The sequence below is a fragment of the Plantactinospora sp. WMMB334 genome, from assembly GCF_049179095.1.
GTDB lineage: Bacteria > Actinomycetota > Actinomycetes > Mycobacteriales > Micromonosporaceae > Plantactinospora.
In genome coordinates, this window is record NZ_JBMHME010000002.1 from 8,055,185 (window position 1) to 8,073,669 (window position 18,485).

The 18,485-nt window shown below is 70.9% G+C and carries 17 protein-coding genes and 1 pseudogene; 10 read left to right on the top strand and 8 right to left on the bottom strand.

What is annotated here, in order from left to right:
* The first annotated feature begins 27 nt into the window (after nucleotides 1-27).
* The 3 genes from ACN27G_RS35085 to ACN27G_RS35095 all read left to right on the top strand — a co-directional run bounded on the left by ACN27G_RS35085 (nucleotide 28) and on the right by ACN27G_RS35095 (nucleotide 2,497).
* Nucleotides 28-864 (top strand): IS5 family transposase, encoded by an 837-nt coding sequence (locus tag ACN27G_RS35085; protein WP_421497274.1) that lies wholly within the window; start codon nucleotides 28-30, stop codon nucleotides 862-864.
* Nucleotides 865-1,003: 139 nt separating this feature from the next.
* Nucleotides 1,004-2,320: a DUF6236 family protein gene (locus ACN27G_RS35090; RefSeq protein WP_421496918.1), complete on the top strand. Its 1,317-nt coding sequence runs from the start codon at nucleotides 1,004-1,006 to the stop codon at nucleotides 2,318-2,320.
* 57 nt (nucleotides 2,321-2,377) lie between these two features.
* Nucleotides 2,378-2,497 carry a DUF397 domain-containing protein gene (locus ACN27G_RS35095; protein ID WP_421496919.1) on the top strand — a complete coding sequence of 40 codons (120 nt, stop codon included), beginning with the start codon at nucleotides 2,378-2,380 and terminating at the stop codon, nucleotides 2,495-2,497.
* Nucleotides 2,498-2,819: 322 nt separating this feature from the next.
* On the opposite strand, the pseudogene ACN27G_RS35100 reads toward ACN27G_RS35095, so the two are convergent.
* The 3 genes and pseudogenes from ACN27G_RS35100 to metG form a co-directional block, all read right to left on the bottom strand.
* A pseudogene (locus ACN27G_RS35100) lies at nucleotides 2,820-2,951 on the bottom strand (RNA polymerase); the annotation flags it as partial.
* A 156-nt stretch (nucleotides 2,952-3,107) separates the two neighbouring features.
* Nucleotides 3,108-3,968, bottom strand: a complete 861-nt coding sequence (locus ACN27G_RS35105; RefSeq protein WP_421496920.1) for an SAM-dependent methyltransferase — start codon at nucleotides 3,966-3,968, stop codon at nucleotides 3,108-3,110.
* Nucleotides 3,969-4,052: 84 nt separating this feature from the next.
* Complete coding sequence (metG, locus tag ACN27G_RS35110) at nucleotides 4,053-5,873, bottom strand: methionine--tRNA ligase (RefSeq protein ID WP_421496921.1); 1,821 nt, start codon at nucleotides 5,871-5,873, stop codon at nucleotides 4,053-4,055.
* A 221-nt stretch (nucleotides 5,874-6,094) separates the two neighbouring features.
* Here metG and ACN27G_RS35115 point away from each other — a divergent pair, with 221 nt between their 5' ends.
* Nucleotides 6,095-7,252 (top strand): hypothetical protein, encoded by a 1,158-nt coding sequence (locus ACN27G_RS35115; protein ID WP_421496922.1) that lies wholly within the window; start codon nucleotides 6,095-6,097, stop codon nucleotides 7,250-7,252.
* 72 nt (nucleotides 7,253-7,324) lie between these two features.
* Here the strand turns inward: ACN27G_RS35115 and rsmI are convergent, their stop codons facing one another.
* Nucleotides 7,325-8,173: a 16S rRNA (cytidine(1402)-2'-O)-methyltransferase gene (gene rsmI, locus ACN27G_RS35120; protein WP_421496923.1), complete on the bottom strand. Its 849-nt coding sequence runs from the start codon at nucleotides 8,171-8,173 to the stop codon at nucleotides 7,325-7,327.
* Nucleotides 8,174-8,200: 27 nt separating this feature from the next.
* Between rsmI and ACN27G_RS35125 the strand changes: the two genes are divergently transcribed.
* The 5 genes from ACN27G_RS35125 (at nucleotide 8,201) to ACN27G_RS35145 (ending at nucleotide 15,262) form a co-directional block, all read left to right on the top strand.
* Nucleotides 8,201-9,961 carry a dolichyl-phosphate-mannose--protein mannosyltransferase gene (locus tag ACN27G_RS35125; protein ID WP_421497590.1) on the top strand — a complete coding sequence of 587 codons (1,761 nt, stop codon included), beginning with the start codon at nucleotides 8,201-8,203 and terminating at the stop codon, nucleotides 9,959-9,961.
* A gap of 663 nt (nucleotides 9,962-10,624) precedes the next feature.
* Nucleotides 10,625-12,154 (top strand): PQQ-binding-like beta-propeller repeat protein, encoded by a 1,530-nt coding sequence (locus ACN27G_RS35130; RefSeq protein ID WP_421496924.1) that lies wholly within the window; start codon nucleotides 10,625-10,627, stop codon nucleotides 12,152-12,154.
* A 23-nt stretch (nucleotides 12,155-12,177) separates the two neighbouring features.
* Nucleotides 12,178-12,399, top strand: coding sequence for a hypothetical protein (locus ACN27G_RS35135; RefSeq protein WP_421496925.1), 222 nt, complete (start codon nucleotides 12,178-12,180; stop codon nucleotides 12,397-12,399).
* A 263-nt stretch (nucleotides 12,400-12,662) separates the two neighbouring features.
* A complete protein-coding gene (locus ACN27G_RS35140; RefSeq protein ID WP_421496926.1) occupies nucleotides 12,663-13,751 on the top strand; it encodes a hypothetical protein in 1,089 nt (362 codons plus the stop codon).
* Nucleotides 13,748-15,262 carry a hypothetical protein gene (locus tag ACN27G_RS35145; protein ID WP_421496927.1) on the top strand — a complete coding sequence of 505 codons (1,515 nt, stop codon included), beginning with the start codon at nucleotides 13,748-13,750 and terminating at the stop codon, nucleotides 15,260-15,262. Before ACN27G_RS35140 ends, ACN27G_RS35145 begins: the two co-directional genes overlap by 4 nt.
* 397 nt (nucleotides 15,263-15,659) lie before the next feature.
* On the opposite strand, the gene ACN27G_RS35150 is transcribed toward ACN27G_RS35145, so the two are convergent.
* A complete protein-coding gene (locus ACN27G_RS35150) occupies nucleotides 15,660-15,806 on the bottom strand; it encodes a hypothetical protein (protein WP_421496928.1) in 147 nt (48 codons plus the stop codon).
* Between the two features lie 62 nt (nucleotides 15,807-15,868).
* On the opposite strand from ACN27G_RS35150, the gene ACN27G_RS35155 reads away from it, so the two are divergent.
* Nucleotides 15,869-16,384: a hypothetical protein gene (locus ACN27G_RS35155; RefSeq protein WP_421496929.1), complete on the top strand. Its 516-nt coding sequence runs from the start codon at nucleotides 15,869-15,871 to the stop codon at nucleotides 16,382-16,384.
* Nucleotides 16,385-16,394: 10 nt separating this feature from the next.
* On the opposite strand, the gene ACN27G_RS35160 is transcribed toward ACN27G_RS35155, so the two are convergent.
* Genes ACN27G_RS35160 through ACN27G_RS35170 form a run of 3 tightly spaced genes read right to left on the bottom strand, consistent with a single transcriptional unit; the run spans nucleotide 16,395 to nucleotide 18,478 of the window.
* The gene (locus tag ACN27G_RS35160; RefSeq protein WP_421496930.1) at nucleotides 16,395-16,616 is read right to left on the bottom strand and encodes a hypothetical protein; all 222 of its coding nucleotides are present in this window, start codon (nucleotides 16,614-16,616) and stop codon (nucleotides 16,395-16,397) included.
* Between the two features lie 21 nt (nucleotides 16,617-16,637).
* Entirely contained in the window at nucleotides 16,638-17,351 is a 714-nt protein-coding gene (locus ACN27G_RS35165) for a hypothetical protein (RefSeq protein ID WP_421496931.1), read from the bottom strand.
* A 14-nt stretch (nucleotides 17,352-17,365) separates the two neighbouring features.
* Complete coding sequence (locus tag ACN27G_RS35170) at nucleotides 17,366-18,478, bottom strand: hypothetical protein (RefSeq protein WP_421496932.1); 1,113 nt, start codon at nucleotides 18,476-18,478, stop codon at nucleotides 17,366-17,368.
* Nucleotides 18,479-18,485 lie beyond the last annotated feature (7 nt).

Sequence of the window (18,485 nt, forward strand, 5' to 3'; positions counted from 1 at the left end):
GGCCTCCAGACAGCGTACGACCGCACCATGACCGCACGGCGAGCCTACCCATCCGACCTGTCCGACGCCCGCTGGGCCCTGATCGCACCCCGCCTCACCGCCTGGCGCCAGGCCCGCACCGACGCCGGCATCGGCGGCCGCACGCCCACCCACGACCTACGCGAGATCTTCAACGCCATCCTGTACGTCAACCGCACCGGCATCGCCTGGCGCTACCTGCCCCACGACTTCCCGCCCCACGCCACCGTCTACGGCTACTTCGCCGCCTGGAGCAAGGAAGGCATCCTCACCGAACTGAACTACAACCTCACCGGCCTCGTACGCGACCACCACGGCCGCACCATCCACCCCACCGCATCCATCATGGACAGCCAGAGCGTAAAGACCTCCACCAACGTCCCACTGTCCACACAGGGCACCGACGCCGGAAAGAAGATCGTAGGCCGCAAACGCGGCATCATCACCGACACCCTCGGTCTCCTACTGGCGGTGGTCGTCACCGCCGCCAGCGCCAGCGACAACACCATCGGCATCGACCTACTCGACCAGGCCACCACCGCCTACCCCACCCTGACCAAGACCTGGGTCGACGCCGGCTTCAAGAACCGCGTCGTCGAACACGGCGCCCAACTCGGCATCGACGTCGAGACCGTCACCAAGGACCCACAGGCCAAAGGATTCAGCGTCGTCAAACGGCGTTGGGTCGTCGAACGCACCCTGGGATGGCTCATGCACCACCGCCGGCTCGCACGCGACTACGAAGCACGACCCGACAACTCCGCCAGCATGATCACCCTCGCCATGATCGACAACCTCGCCAAACGCCTCACCGCCGAAACCACCCCAACCTGGCGATACGGCTAAACCCACATAACCGACGAAGTACGTGAATCAGACGTCCTCTGACGGCGCGCGAGCACGGCGTGCCGGACGTGGCGCCGCCGGCCGGCCGCGCGGGCGCGGACACTTCCCCGGCGCGACGCCGCCGGGCATTGTGTCTTCCGTGAGCGACGTCGCCCTCTACTACCCGTACGTCAACCTGCCCGAGGACGCCTGGGTGAAGGCGGCCGCCCTGCACTGGCCCCGGCTCGGCCGGATCCGCCCGTCCGGCTACTACGACCTCCGCGACAGCGACACCGTCAAGCGGCTCAGGGACGAGCTCGGCTTCGTCATCGACGTACGCCCCGGCGGACGTCGCCGGTCCTGGGTGGACGGCGCCGTCCTCGCCAGGGTGGACGGCGACCACGTCGACCGGGGTCGGCCGGAGGAGGTCGAGGACCAGGTCGACGCACTCTTCTTCGACTTCCTCGACCGCTACCGCGCCGACCTGACACCCCGGTACGGTGCCGAGGCGCTCGGGGTGGCGTCCGTGCCCCCGCCGGGCCTCTCCGACGGACTCCCGCCGCTCGATCCCCGGCTGGAGAAGATCCATCCGGGCAAGATGTCCTACCGGCTGGCGCAACGCCTGGCCGACGACGGGTTGCTGGTGCACCGCAGCTACTCCTGGCGCCGCGCCTCCGACGGCAGGGTGCTGCACAACTCCGACCTGGCGATGCACGCGCGCCTGGCGGGCGTCTACCTCTCCCTGCTGGCCGACGTGGTCGCCCGGGAGAACAGCATGACGCCCCTCACCGACCAGCCGCTCGCCTCGGCCGTCACCTCGGGCTGGACGATCGAGGCGATGGCCCGGATCCTGCTCGGTCACGACGCCGAGGACGGCGGTGCCGGGACCGGGGAGGACACCGGGGCGTCGACGGACTACAGCCACGCCTTCGCGGTGCTGGCCCTGGAGACGGTGCTGCCACGCGACCTCGCCGCCGTGCCGGTCGAGCGGATCATCGAGGCGCGGCGCCGGCTGCTGCCGCAACTTCTGCGCTATCGCGAATTCCTCGACTCGCTCACCCCGGACTTCGTGGAAATCAGTGCGGTCCGGGACCCGGAGGTGCGCTCCGCGAAACTGCACCACCACGTGCAGAGCAGGATCGCGCATCCGCTCGAGGAAATGGAACGCACGCTCGGCCGCCTCGGCATGCAACCGGTCCGGGCCGTACTCACGCTCCAGACCCTCGCCCCACCGGCGGCGTTGGGCGTCCTGGCGAACGCCGCTCACCTCCCACCGGTCGTCACCGGCACGGGTGTGGTCGCGGGCTGCATCGTCGGTGCCGTGGGCAGCGCGCTCGACCAGCGCAGGCAGGTCCTCGCCGGCCACCCGGCCGGCTATCTGCTGGAACTGCGGCAGGAGTTGGGCCCCTCCGACACCGTCGCGCGGATCCGCTCCGCCATCCGGCGGGCCACCCCGGAGCGACGACGCGGCCGATAACCACCGCGCCGTGATTGCGCTACCTGCCGGAAATTTTCGCCGATAACATCACTGTCGATGACCGCAGCCGGATTACCGGTGCGCGACAGTCAGGACCCGCACGGCCCGATCCTCACCTTCACCCCGCTGCCCTGGCGCCGTTTCGTCGACGCCGTACAGTCGCAGCTCCGCCGGTAGCCGGTGCCCGGACTGGCGACCTGGACAACAGAGGCGTCATGCGGCATGGATAGCGCCTCTGTTGTCCAGGTGACGACCGTCGGCCCGCGAGGTGGCTCGCCGGGCACGAGCGGGCGGCGTGGCGGATCGGGTGCGTCAGCCTCGGGCCGGTGTGGGCATGTGCTGGCCGAGGATGTCCTGGACGATGACGCCCTCGTCCACCGCCCGCTGGCCGGCGTAGCAGGTCCAGTGCAGGCCGGCGGTGTCCACCCCGACACATCCGCCTGTCGACGAAGCGGTGCCGCGACTGCCACGCCTGGGCGAACGTCTCGGCGGTCAGGTCCAGCGCCGCTTCGTGATCGTTGGTACGCCGGCGGCAGAACCCGTGGATCGCCGCCGCGTACCGGTCGTAGAGCTCGCGGAAGGCGTGTGCGTCGTGGTCCGCGGCCGCGAGCAGCTCGAAATCGCTCCTCATCCGCGTTCCGCCCGGCCGGCCTTCGGAGATGCGTGGTCGCCAACGTGTCCCTCCCAGGTTGTCGGTGCTCTCACACCTTTCCCATGCCGGACACCTGGTCGGTTGTTTCACTCACCACCGGACGGGTGGGTGGGACGGGGGAAACCGGTGGGCGGGTCAGGGCTTGCGGAGCAGGATGCCGCACTCCATGGACCGCTGGTTCTCCGGTGGCGACTCCAGATAGGGCCGCAGCGGCTCGTCGACGTGCTCCAGCGTCGGCTGGTCGGGGTCGGGACGCCAGTCGACGACCTTGACCAGGCCCGGCTCGACCGTCTCCGCCGGCTCCAGCCCGCGCAGCAGGTCGACGACCTCCTGCACCGTACGGTTCCGCCAGGTCAGGCCGAGTCGCCTGGTCATCTCGTTGCCCTCGTCGACGGTCGCCCGGTCCACCCCGCACACCTGTGAGAACGCCAGGTGGCTGCCGGGCGGGAGCACCCCCCACACCTTCTCGAACATGCTCCGCAGCCTGTCGTCGTCGACGATGGAGTGGCCGATGGAGAGGAAGAGCGCCGCCACCGGCCGGGAGAAGTCGATCAACTTCCGTGTCTCCGGGTCGCCGAGGATCCGCTCCGGCTCGGTCATGTCCGCCGCGATCACGGTGGTGGTCCGGTCGTCGGCGAGGAGCGCGCGGCCGTGCGCCAGCACGATCGGGTCGTTGTCGACGTAGACCACGCGGGCGTCCGGCTGGAACTGCTGGGCCACCTGGTGCACGTTGGCCTGGGTCGGCAGCCCGCTGCCCATGTCGAGGAACTGCCGGATCCCGGCGTCGCGGGCGAGGTAACGGACCAGGCGGTAGAGGAAGAGCCGGTTGTTCCGGGCCTCGGTGACGCCCTCCGGGAACTGCTTGTGCACGGCCAGCACCGCCGCCCGGTCCACCGGGAAGTTGTCCTTGCCGCCGAGGCAGTAGTCGTACATCCGAGCCGGGGTCGGCACGTCCTGCCGGATCAGGGGCATGCTTCCGTCATTGGGCGCGGTCACGACATCAGCTCCACACTCGACAGCGCCGCTCGCCGCGACGCCGGGCAGCGGACATGGGGATGGAAAGCGTACCGGCCGGAGGGCTCAACCGCCGAGCCGGGCGAGCTCCTCGTCCACGATCGACGGGTCGAGCTTGCGGAACACCGGCTTCGGCGCGGCCAGGGCCCGGCCCGGCTCGACCGGCACCGACTCCCACCTCGCGCCGACCGTGTAGTCCCCGGTCAGCACCGGGTACGACGGCCCACCGTCGAGGTCGTCGACCGCCACGATCGACGGCATCGGCGCGTGTACGCCGGTGCCGCCCAGCAGCTCGTGCACCTTCTGCGCCGAGTGCGGCAGGAAGGGGGTGAGCAGCGTGTTGGCGTCGCTGACCACCTGGAGCGCGACGTGCAGGACGGTGCCCATCCGGGGCTTGTCGGCCTCGCCCTTGAGCTTCCAGGGAGCCTGCTCGGAGAGGTATTTGTTCGCCTCCGCCACCACCCGCATCGCCTCGCCGATCGCCTGCTTCTGCCGGTGCCGGGCGATCAGGTCGCCGACGGTGGCGAACGCGGAGCGGGCGGTGGCGAGCAGTGCCTCGTCGGCCTCGGTGAGCCCGGCCGGGTCGACCGACGGGATCGCGCCGAAGTTCTTCGCCGCCATCGAGATCGAACGGTTGACCAGGTTGCCCCAGCCGGCGACCAGCTCGTCGTTGTTGCGGCGCAGGAACTCCGCCCAGGTGAAGTCGGTGTCCTGGCTCTCCGGGCCGGCGACGGCGATGAAGTAGCGCAGCGCGTCCGCGTCGTACCGGGCCAGGAAGTCGCGTACGTAGATCACGACCTGGCGGGAGGAGGAGAACTTCTTCCCCTCCATGGTCAGGAACTCGCTGGAGACCACCTCGGTCGGCAGGTTGAGCCGGCCGAGGTCGCCGGGCTCGCCGCCCCGGTCGCCGTCGCCGTCGTAACCGAGCAGCAGCGCCGGCCAGATCACCGAGTGGAAGACGATGTTGTCCTTGCCCATGAAGTAGTAGCCCCGGGCGTCGCCGCCCTCGCCCTCCGCCGAGCCCTGGGCGTCCGCCGCCCACCAGCGCCGCCACGCCTCCGGGGCGCCGGAGCGCCGCGCCCACTCGATCGACGCCGACAGGTAGCCGATCACCGCGTCGAACCAGACGTAGATCCGCTTGTCGCTGCGGTCGCGCCAGCCCTCCAGCGGGATCGGTACGCCCCACTCCAGGTCCCGGGTGATCGCCCGGGGCTGGAGGTCGTCGAGCAGGTTCCGGGAGAAGCGCAGCACGTTCGGCCGCCAGCCCTCCCGGCCGTCCAGCCACTTCCCGAGCGCCTGGGCGAAGGCGGGCAGGTCGAGGAAGAAGTGCTCGGTCTCGACGAACTGTGGCGTCTCGCCGTTGATCTTCGAACGGGGGTTGATCAGGTCGACCGGGTCGAGCTGGTTGCCGCAGTTGTCGCACTGGTCGCCCCGGGCGTGCGGGTAGCCGCAGATCGGGCAGGTGCCCTCGATGTAGCGGTCCGGCAGGGTCCGGCCGGTCGACGGCGAGATCGCCCCCATGGTCACCTTGGGCACGATGTAGCCGTTGCGGTGCAGCGTCTCGAAGAGCTCCTGCACCACGGCGTAGTGGTTGCGGGTGGTGGTGCGGGTGAAGAGGTCGTAGGAGAGGCCGAGCCCGTGCAGGTCCTCGACGATCACCCGGTTGTAGCGGTCGGCCAGCTCGCGCGGGGTGACCCCCTCCTTGTCCGCCTGCACCTGGATCGGGGTGCCGTGCTCGTCGGTGCCGCTGACCATGAGCACGTCGTGGCCGGCCATCCGCATGTACCGGCTGAACACGTCGGAGGGGACGCCGAAGCCGGAGACGTGGCCGATGTGGCGCGGGCCGTTTGCGTACGGCCAGGCAACCGCCGCGAGAACGTGACTCATGGGAAGCAAGCCTAGTGACCGCCGTCGGCGCACCGCGAACCAATGCCGGACCTGGCCCGAGGGCACGGTGCGGGGCCGGTTCCGGGGCGGGACATCGAAGAGTACTGTGGGGGAAAGATCACTCAACCTGCCAATATTCAGACTGATATCCGACTTTCTTATCCTTCGACACGCCTGGTCGGCTGTCCGCCGGAGCCGGGGCAGCGTTGTCCAATGGACGGGTGACGGGCCACGAGGGTGGGCAGCGAGCAGCGGAAACGCGCCCCTGTCCGGCCGACCCCGATCCGTCGGCGGCCGCCACGCCGCCACCGGATCCGGCCACGCCGCCACCGGATCCGGCCGGCCCCTCTCCCGTACCGGTCGAGGAGCCGACGCCCGACGGAGCTGACGCGCCGGCCGGCGAGAGCCCACGCCCCGGCGACGTCGCGCTCTCTGGCGACGACACACTCACCGGCGACGTCGAGCCGGCTCCCCCCGCCGAGGGCGGGCCGGCGCCGCACCAGCGGCCCGCTCCGGGGTACGAGCCCACACCGGCCGGCCCGTTCCGGGGTGCGACTCCGGCGCTCGGTTCCGCCCTGCTCGGCGCCCCCGGCTCGCCCAGCGGGCCGTCCGGCATCGAGCCGACCACCGGCGCCCCGCTCGCGATGCTGCCCCGACGGGCGCCCAGGGCCGCACCGGCCTGGGACCGGCCGACCGGGGTGCTACCCACCCAGCCGGGCGCGGATCCGGAGGCGGCCGACGAGGACGACTTCTGGCTGCCGATCGAGGAGGTCCACTGGGACGGCACGCCCGTGCAACCCACCCCGCGGACCTGGTACGGGCGGCCGAAGAAGGACCCGGCCGCGAAGGCGGCCCTGCAACGGGTGGCCCGGCCGCCGAAGCCGCAGCGGCATCCGGCGCTCGGGCTGGCGGGCGTGATCCTCTGCTCCCTGCTCACCAGCTTCTTCGCCTGGGTCACCGCCGAGCCGTTCTGGCTCGCCGTCGGGCACGGCGAGCCGGGCATCGCGACGGTGCTGGGCTGCACCGGCCGAGGGCTGGGGCAGCACTGCCGGGGCGAGTTCCTCGCCGACAGCGGCCTGTTCCGGGTGCACGACGTCCAACTGATCGGGGTCGACGGGGATCACCGGGATCCCGGCACCCCGCTGGTGGCGCGGATGACCGGCGCGGAGAGCGCGAAGGCGTATGTCGGTGTGGGCACCGGCCAGCTGCACCTGCGCTGGATGCTCGGCCTCGGGATGGTGCTGCTCTGCGCCGCGGGTGCCGGCTGGGTCACCGGCGCGCTGCGGCTGCCCGACCGCCGGACCCGGCACGCCACGATCCTGGTCAGCGTCGCCGGCCCGCTGCTGCTCACCGCCGGCTTCCTCCTCGCCGCCTTCTGAGCCGCTGCCGCTGCCGCTGCCTGAACCGTCACGCTCTGGGCCGCCGCCTTCTGGGCTGCGGGGCGCGTCCCGTCACCCGTGGACGGCGGCGTAGACGTCGCGGCGGCGCAGGCCGTACTCGGTGGCGACGGCGGTGATGGCGTCGCGGCGGGAGCTGCCCCGCGCCTCCCGCTCAGCCACCGCGGCCTTCAGGTCGGCGACGTCCGGGGGCGGCGCGGCTACCGCCGGGGCGCCCGCGACCACCAGGGTGATCTCGCCGCGGGGTTCCCCGGCGGCGGCCCACTCCGCCAGCGCGCCGAGGGGGCGACGGAGCACCTCCTCGTAGGTCTTGGTCAGCTCGCGGCAGAGCGCCGCCGGCCGATCGGCCCCGAAGGTGGCGGCCAGGTCGGCGAGGGCCGCGGCGACCCGGTGCGGCGCCTCGAAGAGGACGAGGGTGCGTTCCTCGGCGGCGAGCGCCCGGAGTCGGGCCCGGCGCGCGCCGCCGGAGCGGGGCAGGAAGCCCTCGAAGCAGAACCGGTCGGTGGGCAGCCCCGACAGGGCGAGTGCGGTGGTGACGGCGCTCGGGCCGGGTGCCGCGGTGACCGGTGCCCCGGCGTCGAGCGCGGCCCGGACCAGCCGGTAGCCGGGGTCGGAGACGCTCGGCATGCCGGCGTCGGTCACCAGCGCGACGAGGGCGCCGTCGCGAAGGGCGTCGACCAGGTCGGGGGTGCGGCGTTCCTCGTTGCCCTCGAAGTACGACACGATCCGGCCGGTGATGGTGACGTCCAGGTCGCGGGCGAGCCGGGTGAGTCGGCGGGTGTCCTCGGCGGCGACGACGTCGGCCTCGGCGAGGGCCTCCCGGAGCCGCGCCGAGGCGTCGCCGGGGTTCCCGAGCGGCGCGCCGAGCAGGATCAACCGGCCGCTACCGGGTGATTTTCCCACGTACCAGCCCTCTCATCGATAGTCGTCATCGCATATAGCGAGCGTCGTGCCCCGTTTCGCACCTTGGCAGCCTACGATCACGGGGTGACTCTGGCGTCGACAGCGCAGACCGAGAGCCCGGGCAGCGCCGGGCCGCCGGCAGCTCCGGTGGTCGAGGTGACCGCGACAACCCCGGGGGCGACAGCCACCGCAGAGCGGTCCGAGCGCTCCGCAGGGGGCGTGCCGGCGATCATCAGGCGCCGGCTGGCGCCGTTCGACGCCCGGCTCGAACCGTGGTCCTGGCTGGCCACCGCCGTCGTGGTGCTGATCGCCGCCATCCTCCGCCTGGTCGGGCTGAGCAGCCCCAAGGGCAAGATCTTCGACGAGATCTACTACGCCACCGACGCGCACAACCTGCTGCAGCGCGGCATCGAGTGGGACGAGAAGAACAATACCGCCGCGTACGTCGTCCATCCGCCGCTCGGCAAGTGGATGATCGCGGTCGGCGAGTGGATCTGGGGCTACAACGAGCTGGGTTGGCGTTTCTCGGCCGCGATCATCGGCACGCTCTCCGTGCTGCTGCTGATCCGGATCGCCCGCCGGATGTTCCACTCGACCGTGCTCGGTTGCACCGCCGGGCTGCTGATGGCGCTGGACGGCTTCCACCTGGTGCTCTCCCGCACGGCCCTGCTCGACATCTTCCTGATGTTCTTCGTGTTGGCCGCCTTCGGCGCCCTGGTGCTGGACCGGGACGCCCGGCGTGCCCGCTGGCTGCGGGCGGTCGAGTCCGGCCTCGACCCGAGCCAGCCGGGCCGCCGGCACCGGCCGGCGTTCCGCTGGTCCGACGGGGTGCCCTGGTGGCGGCTGCTCGCCGGTGTGCTGCTGGGCTGCGCGTTCGCGGTGAAGTGGAGCGCACTCTACTTCGTGCCGGCCTTCGCGCTGCTGGCCGTGCTCTGGGAGGTCGGCGCCCGGCGCTCGGCCGGGGTACGCCGACCGTGGCGGGACACCTTCCTCGACGAGGGGCTCTGGTTCGTCGGCGCCGGGGTGCTGATCGGCGTCGTCTATCTCGCCAGTTGGTCGGGCTGGTTCGCCAGCGACGACGGCTACTTCCGCAACTGGCGGGCCGACACCGGCCAGTCCAGCCTGCCGGTCATCGGCGATCTCCAGAACCTGTGGCACTACCACGCCGAGGCGCTCAAGTTCCACTCCGGCCTGGACGACACGCACGTCTACCAGTCCTGGCCGTGGCAGTGGCTGCTGCTCGGCAGGCCGGTCGCGTTCCACTGGTCCGACCAGGGCGCCTGCGGGGCACCGAGCTGCGCCTCGGAGATCCTGCTGCTCGGCACCCCGCTGCTGTGGTGGTCGTTCCTGCCGGCGCTGGTCGTCCTCGCCTGGCTCGGCCTCGCCCGGCGGGACTGGCGGCCGCTGGCGATCCTGCTGCCGGTCGCCGCCGGCCTGCTGCCGTGGTTCTGGTTCGCGCAGGAGGGCCGGACGATGTTCTTCTTCTACGTCGCGCCGGTGGTGCCGTTCATGATCCTGGCGGTGTCCTACGTGCTGGGCGTGATCACCGGCCCGGCCCGGGCACCGGCGCCCGCGGTCGCGTCGGCGGGCGGTGGCACCGGATCGGCCGGCGACAACGATCCGGCCGGGCGGACGAGTGACCGCCGCATGATCGGCGCGATCGTCGCCGGCACCTACGTGCTGCTGGTCGCGATCTGCTTCGCCTACTTCTATCCGATCTTCGTCGGCCAGCTCCTGCCCTACGCGGAGTGGTCGAGCCGGATGTGGCTCGGCAACCGCTGGATCTGATCTCCGGGGGGACCGCAGGGCCGGTGGGGACTGCGGTCCGTCACGCCCCTGCCGTCCGGCCCGTCTCCACGGTGGACACCGTGCCGCGTCGGCCAGGTGGCGTGCGGCAGGCGCGGGACGCGAAGCTGCGGTATGCGAAGGCGCGGCGCGCAAAGGGGCGTGGCGCACGACGGTGCGGCGGACACAAAGGTGCGCGCCCCGATCGCCTGCCACGGGGGAAGCGGGCGATTGGGGCGCGCACCAAGGAGCTTAACCACCCTGGATCAGTGACACAACGGGTGGTGTTAAGTCAGATTTCCGACCGACGCACCGCCGAGCAGAACGGGCGTTTGGGGCGGAGCGCCCGGACGGGCATCAGCCTTCCGACCTGCGGCGCCACCCCGCCGGCACCGGGGGCGTTTCCCGGCCACCGGGGTGGTTTTTCCGGGGTCGGACCGGCCCGCTTCCGGCGTTGCCCCGCCCGAAGCCATCGACATGGTTACGAAGTCGTTATCGACGCTCGCGACGCGGCGGGGCGGCTCCATAGCCGTCCGGCGGCCCGCCCCAGCCCGGGATGCCGGCTCCCGACCGCCCCGTGACGCTGCCCGACGGGGAAGGAGCTGACACCCAACTGACCTGAAGAGCCCACTGTCGGGCGCGGCACCCGATGGGCACACTGTGGCGGTGACCGGACGACCGCGTTCAGGATCCGCCCCGGCCCGCACCCGGCTGCTCCTGGTCGGCCTGGTGGCCGTGCTCGCCGTCAGCTCCTGCGACACGGCCGGCACCGGAGACCCCGGAGACGCCGCGCCGAGCTGGTCGGGCGGCGCCGCCCCGACCTCCGGGGGTACGGGCAGCACCCGGCCCGCCTTCACCGGCTGGTCCGACCCGGCCCTGGTCGGCAAGCCGTACGGGACGAAGGTGAACGGCCTGCTCACCTTCCGGGGCAACCCGACCCGGACCTTCTACGGCACCGGCCCGATGCCCCGGACGACCCCGGCCAGGCAGTGGCAGTTTCCGCGCAGCGGCGGCCTCTGCGGCGAGTCGACAGACGAGAAGGGCACCCGGGTCTGGTGCGGCACCGGCTGGACCGGGCAGCCGGCGGTCTTCGAACGGGACGACCGGACCTGGGTGGTCTTCGGCGCGTACGACCACAAGGTGCACTTCCTGGACGCGGAGACCGGCGAGCGGATCCTGCCGGACTTTCCGACCGGCGACATCATCAAGGGCTCGGTCACGATCGACCCGGACGGCTTCCCGCTTGTCTACACCGGCTCCCGGGACAACTTCTACCGGGTGATCGCGATCGACCGGGGCCGCCCGACCGAGCTGTGGAAGCTCTCCGCGCGAGCGGTCTCGCCGACGCTGTGGAACGACGACTTCGACGGCGCCGGCCTGGTCATCGACGACTACCTCTTCCTCGGCGGGGAGAACAGCCAGTTCCACATCGTGAAGCTCAACCGGAGGTACGGCAGCGACGGCAAGGTCACGGTCAAGCCGAAGCTGGTCTTCAACGCCCCCGGCTGGGACGCCCAGCTGCTCCGCGACATCGGCGACCGGATGGTCTCCATCGAGAACTCGGTGGTGATCTCCGGCGACGTCGTCTACTTCGCCAACTCGGGCGGCCTGGTGCAGGGCTGGGACGTCAGCGGCCTGAAGAAGGGACAGAAGCCGAAGCGGGTCTTCCGGTTCTGGACCGGCGACGACACCGACGCCTCGATCGCCGTCGACGAGACCGGCGCGCTCTACGTCGGCTCGGAGTACGAGCGCGGCACGGCACGCTCGAAGCAGGTCGGGCAGATGATGAAGCTGGATCCACGGCGGGGCGCGGACCCGAGCGTGTGGCACGTGGACGACCACGCCCGCAAGCCGGCCGGGATCTGGGGCAGCCCGGCGCTGCACCGGGACGTGGCGATCTTCGACACCCAGGGCGGCGAGGTGCTCGGTGTCGACCGGGCCACCGGAGCCGTACGGTGGCGGCTCGCGCTGCCCGGCCCGACCTGGCAGTCGCCGGTGGTGGTCGACGACGTACTCGTGATCGGAGACTGTGCCGGCGTGTTGCACGCCTACGACGTCGCCGACACCTCGGTGGCGCCGAAGCCGCTCTGGAAGGTCAAGCTGGGCGGCTGCATCGAGTCGACCCCGGCGGTGTGGCGGGGCCGGATCTACGTGGGCACCCGGGCGGGGGGTTTCCACGCCATCGCGGCCCGCTGACCCGCTGGCGAACGTCCGGCGAGGTGCTCGACGCCCCGAACGCCCGGGCCGCCGCGCACGGGTTCACCTTCGTCGACGCCCGGGGGCCGTTCACCGGGCACGCGGTCTGCGACGACGTGGAGTGGCTCAACGGCACCTCCAACCCGCTCGGCGAGTCCTACCACCCGAACCGGGCCGGACACGCCGGATACGCCGGCATCGTGGAGAACGCCCTGCGGTCGACCACGGCCGCGGGCAACTCATGACTGGTACGTACACGCCCGGACGATTCGCCCCGGACGCCGGGCTGACCGCAGTCGATACGCTGACAGTTCGGCGAGCGGTCACCGTCCACGTGTGACGATGGCACCGGCTGACCCCCGGCCGGGCGCCCGAGACGTGCACTCTCCGGATCGCTTCCGGAGCACTGTCGTGCTGGCCGCCGCCCTGTTCCCGCAGGGCGGCGCACCAGGTGGCGCGCGGTCAACCACTGCCACTCGCACTGGTCTACCAGGGGGGAAAGGACCGCATGACCGACAATCTGAAGGACCGGCCGGTGTCCCGGCGGGACGTCATCCGTATCTCCGGCGGCGGCACGCTCGCCGCCGTGGCGCTCGGCTCGCTCGGCGTACCGGCGCAGGCCGGCGGGGCGACCACGACGGAGGCCGGCGGGACGGCCACGACGCGAGCCGGCGCGGCGACCACGACACGGGCCGGCGCGGCGGCGGCCGGCGGCAGCGACGGGGTGGGCTCGGCTGCGGCGAGTTCCGGTGCCGGGACGCGGCTGCGGACCGCCGGAGCCGACCTGCTGATCCGGGACGGCTCGCCGCACTGGTGGCTCAGCCCGGACATCTGGGCGGTGCCCGGCACCGACCCCAACGGCCCGCCCGGCACGCCGGCCGCCGGTGACGTCGCCTACGTCTGGGCCCGGGTCGAGAACACCGGACGCGAGGACGCCGTCGGCGTCCAGGTGCGGTTCTACTGGGGCAACCCGTCGGTGCAGATGTTCTACAGCACCCTCAACCTGATCGGCACGGCCTACGCAGACGTCGACGCGGGCGACACCCAGGAGGTGCTCTGCCTGGTGCCGTGGAACGTCGTCACCGTCAACGACGGGCACGAGTGCCTCGTCGCCGTCGCCAGCCTGCCCGGCGACCCCGCGCTGCCGGACGCCGTCGACCCGCCCGGCTATCCGAACGTGGCCCAGCGCAACCTGACACTGGTCGGCGCGGAAAAGGACGACTTCAAGCTCACCCTGACGGTGAGCGCGCCGAAGCGGGCGCCGAAGAAGATCCGGATCAGCGCCGAGATCGGCGGCGGACTGCCGAAGGAGGCACTCTGGACGCTCGGGCTGGCCGAGCGCCGGCCGGTGGAGAAGGCGGTCGTCGAGATCGGCTTCTCGCCGAAGCCGATCACCGACCCTAACGACGGGATCGGCGAGCCGGAACTGGTCGTGGAGGTGCCGGCCGGGCGCAGCGTCCCGGTGCACCTGACCGTACGCGGCGGCACCGGGCTCGGCACCGGCGAGTACCAACTCGTGGAGGTGCGCGAGGACGACGGGGAACGGCTGCTCGGCGGGATCTCCTTCGCCCTGGTCGGCAAGGAGGAGAAGAAGTGAGCCCGACGCCGATGGTCGTGCCGACCCGACCCTTCGCCATCGAACCGCTGACCAACGTCATGCTGCCGGACGGCATCTTCGACAACGCGCTCTACAAGCTCCGGATCGCCTGCCACTACACCAACACCTCCGGCGGCGACCTGACCAACGTCACCCTCTACCTGGAGAGCGTCGGCGACCCGGGAATCGCGGTGACCGGGCAGACATACACCTTTCCGACGATCCCGGCCGGGGCGTCCGTGCTGGTCTCCTGGGCGGCCGACTTCCAGCACGCCACGCCCGGCAAGCCGCTGGTCAGCTTCGTCGCCAGGGCCGACGGGTTCAGCTCGGCCCGGTCGATCCGGCAGATCTTCGTCTCGCAGACCCGCTACGACCAGGCCACCGACACCTACTCGGTCACCGTCCCGGAGGGGCGGCTCGAGCTCTCCAAGCCGACCGTCGTCGCACCGCCCAAGGGCAGCGTCTGGTACCCCGGCGAGAAGCCCGGCGACGACAAGGAACGGCCGCCGTGGACCGGGCCGTACGTCCCGACCGGCTGCACCATGGTCTGGGTGCCGAACCCGGCGTACCCGGGGACGCACGGCGAACTGCCCTTCGACGATCCATGGTGGAAGGTCCTCGGCTGGATCGTCTTCGCCATCGCCGCGCTGGTCGGGATCATCGCCGCGGCGCTCGGCTCCGGCACCTTCAACGTCGGCGTCAAGGGCAAGTTCGAGGAAACCGATCCCGGACTCGGCGTCGAGTGCTGCACACCGGCGCCGGGCGACGGGCTCAAGGGCGGTGTCACGGTCGCCGGAGTGGCCGGGGTGATCGCCTCGGTCGCCCTGGCGGTCGGGCTCGCCGACGACGCCGACCCGCACTGGCGGGGGCAGACCGCCACCCCACCCGCCCCGGGCGAACTCACCACCGGCGAGCGGGTCGAGGCACACTGGCGGCTCCTCGACGAGCCGCACGCCGGGCGGGCGTACCGGACCCAGGTCGAGTGGGCGTACCAGCGGATCACCACCGGTGCGACGTACCAGCACGCGGTCTCCGAGGAACAGACGAACGTGCACGTCACCGAGGACGTCAAGGTGATCATCCCGGACACCGTCGCGTCGCCGGGACTGCTCTGGGTCCGCTCCACCTTCACCCGGCCCGGTGGCGCGCCCTACGCCGGCCCGGAGCTGTACGCGTTCGCCCTGTTCCGGGCGCCGCAGGGGCTCTACTTTCTGGTGCCGTTGACCGACGACGGGGTCGGCTTCGACGCGCGCCCGGGCGACGGCGAGTACACCGCCGGGCTGCACCTGCGGGACGCGCTGAAGGAGTTGGAGAAGGCCGGCCAGCAGCCGTACGGGATCTGGAAGGTCTTCGTCTTCGCCCAGGACGTCAACCGGGTCCCGCCCGGAACGCCGGCGGAGATCGCCGCACAGACCATCGGCGGCTTCTTCGTGGCCAGCGCCATCCAGCTCACCTTCGACCCCAACGCGCCCTGCCCGCTGGAGGCGCACGGCACCATCAAGGTCGTCTGATCCGGCGATCGGACGCGGCGGTGCGGCGGGGGTCGTTCCACTCCTGCCGCACCGCCGCCCGTGTCCGTGTCGGTGCCCGTGGCCGCCGGCCGGCGTGGCGTACCGGCCGGTATGCCGAGCCGGCGGCCAGTCGCAGGTCCAGCGGACGGCGGCGATGGCGGCGGCGTCCGGGGCGACCGAGACCTGCCCGCCGACCACCCGGCCGTCGTCGCTGATGGTCACCGCCGCCGGTCCCTCCCGGCCGGGTACCGCTCCGGCCGGCAACGGCAGCACAAGCGGCCGCGGGCCGGCGAGCACCGCCGGGATCTCGACCCCGGTCGCGTCCCGGACGAAGCCGGCCGTCCAGCCGTGCCGGTTGACCGCCGCTGCCCATGGCAGGCCGGCCAGCGGGGCCGCCTCACCGGTACGCAGGTTCCACCGGGTGGCCACCGCCTTTCCCTCGGTGCCGGGCGGCGGAGCCATCGTTGATGTCCACCACGCCCCGGGCGCTGCCATCCGGGTCGGCCAGGTCGACGAAGCGGCCGTCCCGGTGGACCCAACTCATCCGGGTGGCCGTCCCGTCCCGCACCGCGATGCCGTCGCCGGCGCAGCGCGGCCAGCCCGTGGATGCTCTGGCTCTTCACCGTGCGCACCGACCGCTATCCGGCCGCCCAGCAGGAGCTGGTCAGCCGGTGGAACGCGCGGCCGTGCAACGTGGCGGGGCGGTTCCTGGCGCAGCTTCGTACCCTCGTCGAGGCCCGCCCGAAGCCGACGTGGCAGACGGTGCTTGCCGCCGACGCGGCCGACCCGAACTCCCGGGACGCGTTGAAGCTGGCCGAGTTCGCGGCCCGGACCTGGCAGCAGCTCCGGCCGGAGCTGCTGGCCCTGCCGGATCGCCGGCTGCCGCTGCTGCTCTTCGACGCCGCACCGCTGGCCAGGTATGGCGCGATGGAACTGCTGGAGGAGTTGGCGGACCTGGCCCGGGGTGGGGCGGGGGCGGTGTGGCTGCTCTGCCCGATGGAGGATCCGGGGCAGCTTCCCCGGCTCGACGCCACGGTGGTGCGGGTGGCCCAGGATGAGTGGGTCACCCTGCCGGACGCCTGGGTCGCGAACGAACACCGGAACGGCCGTTCAGCACGGTGACCGCGGGTACTCAGAGGGCGGCCAGGGCGTCCACCTGCACCCGGAAGCTGGGGCCGACGAGCCCGGCGACGAACAGGATGCTCGGGGTCGGTTTCTGGTGGCCGAGCCAGCGGGCGAGCTCAGCTCGCAGCCGATCCATGTCGACGTCACCGACGAGGTAGATGGTCAGCTTCATCAGGTTGTTGGTGCTGAAAACCGGCGATCGGTGGATGGACTCGTTGCGGCCGAGCATTCAGGAATCGTCTCACCGGAATTAGTTCGGTCCGGTACGGGAGAGGTGGGACACCGCCTCCTTTGTGATTGCTTCCGCGAACTCACGAAGGAAGGCGAGAACCTGATCGATCTCCGGAGTCGCTGCCCGGCTGTCAATACGTGTGCTGACGCGCAGGTTGCCGTGGAGCAGTTCGTAAAGAACCTCCACCCCCGCGGCGTCAAGGTTTTCAGCGCGGGGATACTGCCTCGGCTCGATCGGGGCCACCGTCTGGAAATGGACTCCTTCGTCCCACCAGCCGCTGACATCCTGTGTCGATATCTCCGGCTTGGACTCTCCGAACTTCCGCAGTGAGGTCACCTCTGCCTCGTGGGCTTTCTCGGCGTCCTCGTGGCTCGGGTACGTCCGCAAACTGACAGTGCCGGCCGGATCGAACTCCCCAACCTCCGTACGGAAACGTTCACTGTCGTCGTAGGCTCTGATGGCGCAGCTCAGGTAGACGTCCGTACCCCGCGTGTCGAACTGCACCGTCGGATCGTACGAGGGTCTGAGCTTCAGACCGAATCGTGCAGCTACCTCTGCAAGCTTCATACGTTCGCACATGTCCGGCGTCGCCTGCCCGTACATCACACGTGGCTCGGGGGTCTCGGGCGGCTCCGGGCTGGAGTCGCACCCGCCGATGGCAAGGGCGGCAGTTGCGACTAGCACTGTCCAGCGTCGAATGATCGAATAGCGGTTTCGACGGCGCAGATGCATGCCGACAACTCCGTTCATCGGGCCCGCGGGAGATAGAACTCACTGCTGTTCGTGCCGTCGAGCAGCCTGGGCTGCGGAGGTACCAGCCGCCCATCCTCGCCAGCGGGTGTGTCTCGAATTAACTCCATTCGGGCGAGGGTGGCCCGTACCTGCACATCGAGTTCTTCATTCTGCCGGCTCGAGTTCTGATCGATGAGCGTAATGGCATCGGTCAGGGCGTGTAGTAACTCCTCGGCGGTGCCGCCGGTCAGGGCATACTCTTCGAGGGGCTGCGGCGCTGCGGCGCTCGACGCTGCGGAGGCGCCGGCGCTGGCCAGGTCGAGGGCGTTGGCCCAGAGGTCCCCACCTTTCACCAACGGGACGAACGCGCTGACGATAATCATGGCGTGCTTGATCGACTGCTCCTGCTGCTTCGCCGCCGCCTGCTGAGGGCGTCGGTGTAGCTGTTCCAGGAGAGCTTCGCGGGTGGCGTGCAGCACGTTCATCAGGCTCTGCTGGGTGAGGTCGACGGTGGTGTGTGCGGCCTCCAGCCCGGTGACGAGTGCGGCGAGCATCCGGTGATGGCTTGCCAGGGTCTGCTGGAAGGGGTTGTAGAAGTTCGTGGCGAAATCCTCGGCCGCGTCACCGGACCAGTTGCCGAGGGTGTGCCGCAGCTTCCCAAAGTCGTGGGGCACGAAGTCTTCCAGACGTGCCAGTGCGTCCCGGGTCGGTTGGATGATGTCGTGGAGATAGACGGACCCGGTGGGGTGGGCCAGCGGCTTGACCATCGACCTGATCGACTCCATGTTGTCCGATGCCCACCCTGACGCCTTTGCCTTGTATTCCTCGATCTGCTTGTGAATCTCTTCCTCAAGCGAATCCTGCCAGATCAGGCGTGGCGGGAACGGTGTCGGCACGGACCACATGCGGCTGAACGAGACCGTCCCGGCGAAATTCACGTTGATCCAGGACCCGGGGGCGGTCCCGAGGGCGGCGATTTCGAGGAATATGTCGAGGGAGCTGGACTCGATGCCGTCCATGTACGCGAACACCTGGTCGATGTAGCGCAGCTCGGCCAGGTAGGTACCGATCTCGTTGAGGTACTGGTGCATCTGGCGGTAGTCGAAGGGGATCGAAGCGTCGACCATGGCGTCT

Excerpts from the sequence above, each read along its gene's own strand:
- ACN27G_RS35085 (WP_421497274.1), top strand. The coding sequence starts at position 28 with ATGACCGCACGGCGAGCCTACCCATCCGACCTGTCCGACGCCCGCTGG.
- ACN27G_RS35095 (WP_421496919.1), top strand. The coding sequence starts at position 2,378 with ATGACCGCAGCCGGATTACCGGTGCGCGACAGTCAGGACCCGCACGGC.
- metG (WP_421496921.1), bottom strand. The coding sequence starts at position 5,873 with ATGAGTCACGTTCTCGCGGCGGTTGCCTGGCCGTACGCAAACGGCCCG.
- ACN27G_RS35140 (WP_421496926.1), top strand. The coding sequence starts at position 12,663 with ATGACCGACAATCTGAAGGACCGGCCGGTGTCCCGGCGGGACGTCATC.
- ACN27G_RS35150 (WP_421496928.1), bottom strand. The coding sequence starts at position 15,806 with ATGAGTTGGGTCCACCGGGACGGCCGCTTCGTCGACCTGGCCGACCCG.
- ACN27G_RS35155 (WP_421496929.1), top strand. The coding sequence starts at position 15,869 with ATGCTCTGGCTCTTCACCGTGCGCACCGACCGCTATCCGGCCGCCCAG.
- ACN27G_RS35160 (WP_421496930.1), bottom strand. The coding sequence starts at position 16,616 with ATGCTCGGCCGCAACGAGTCCATCCACCGATCGCCGGTTTTCAGCACC.
- ACN27G_RS35165 (WP_421496931.1), bottom strand. The coding sequence starts at position 17,351 with ATGCATCTGCGCCGTCGAAACCGCTATTCGATCATTCGACGCTGGACA.
- ACN27G_RS35170 (WP_421496932.1), bottom strand. The coding sequence starts at position 18,478 with ATGGTCGACGCTTCGATCCCCTTCGACTACCGCCAGATGCACCAGTAC.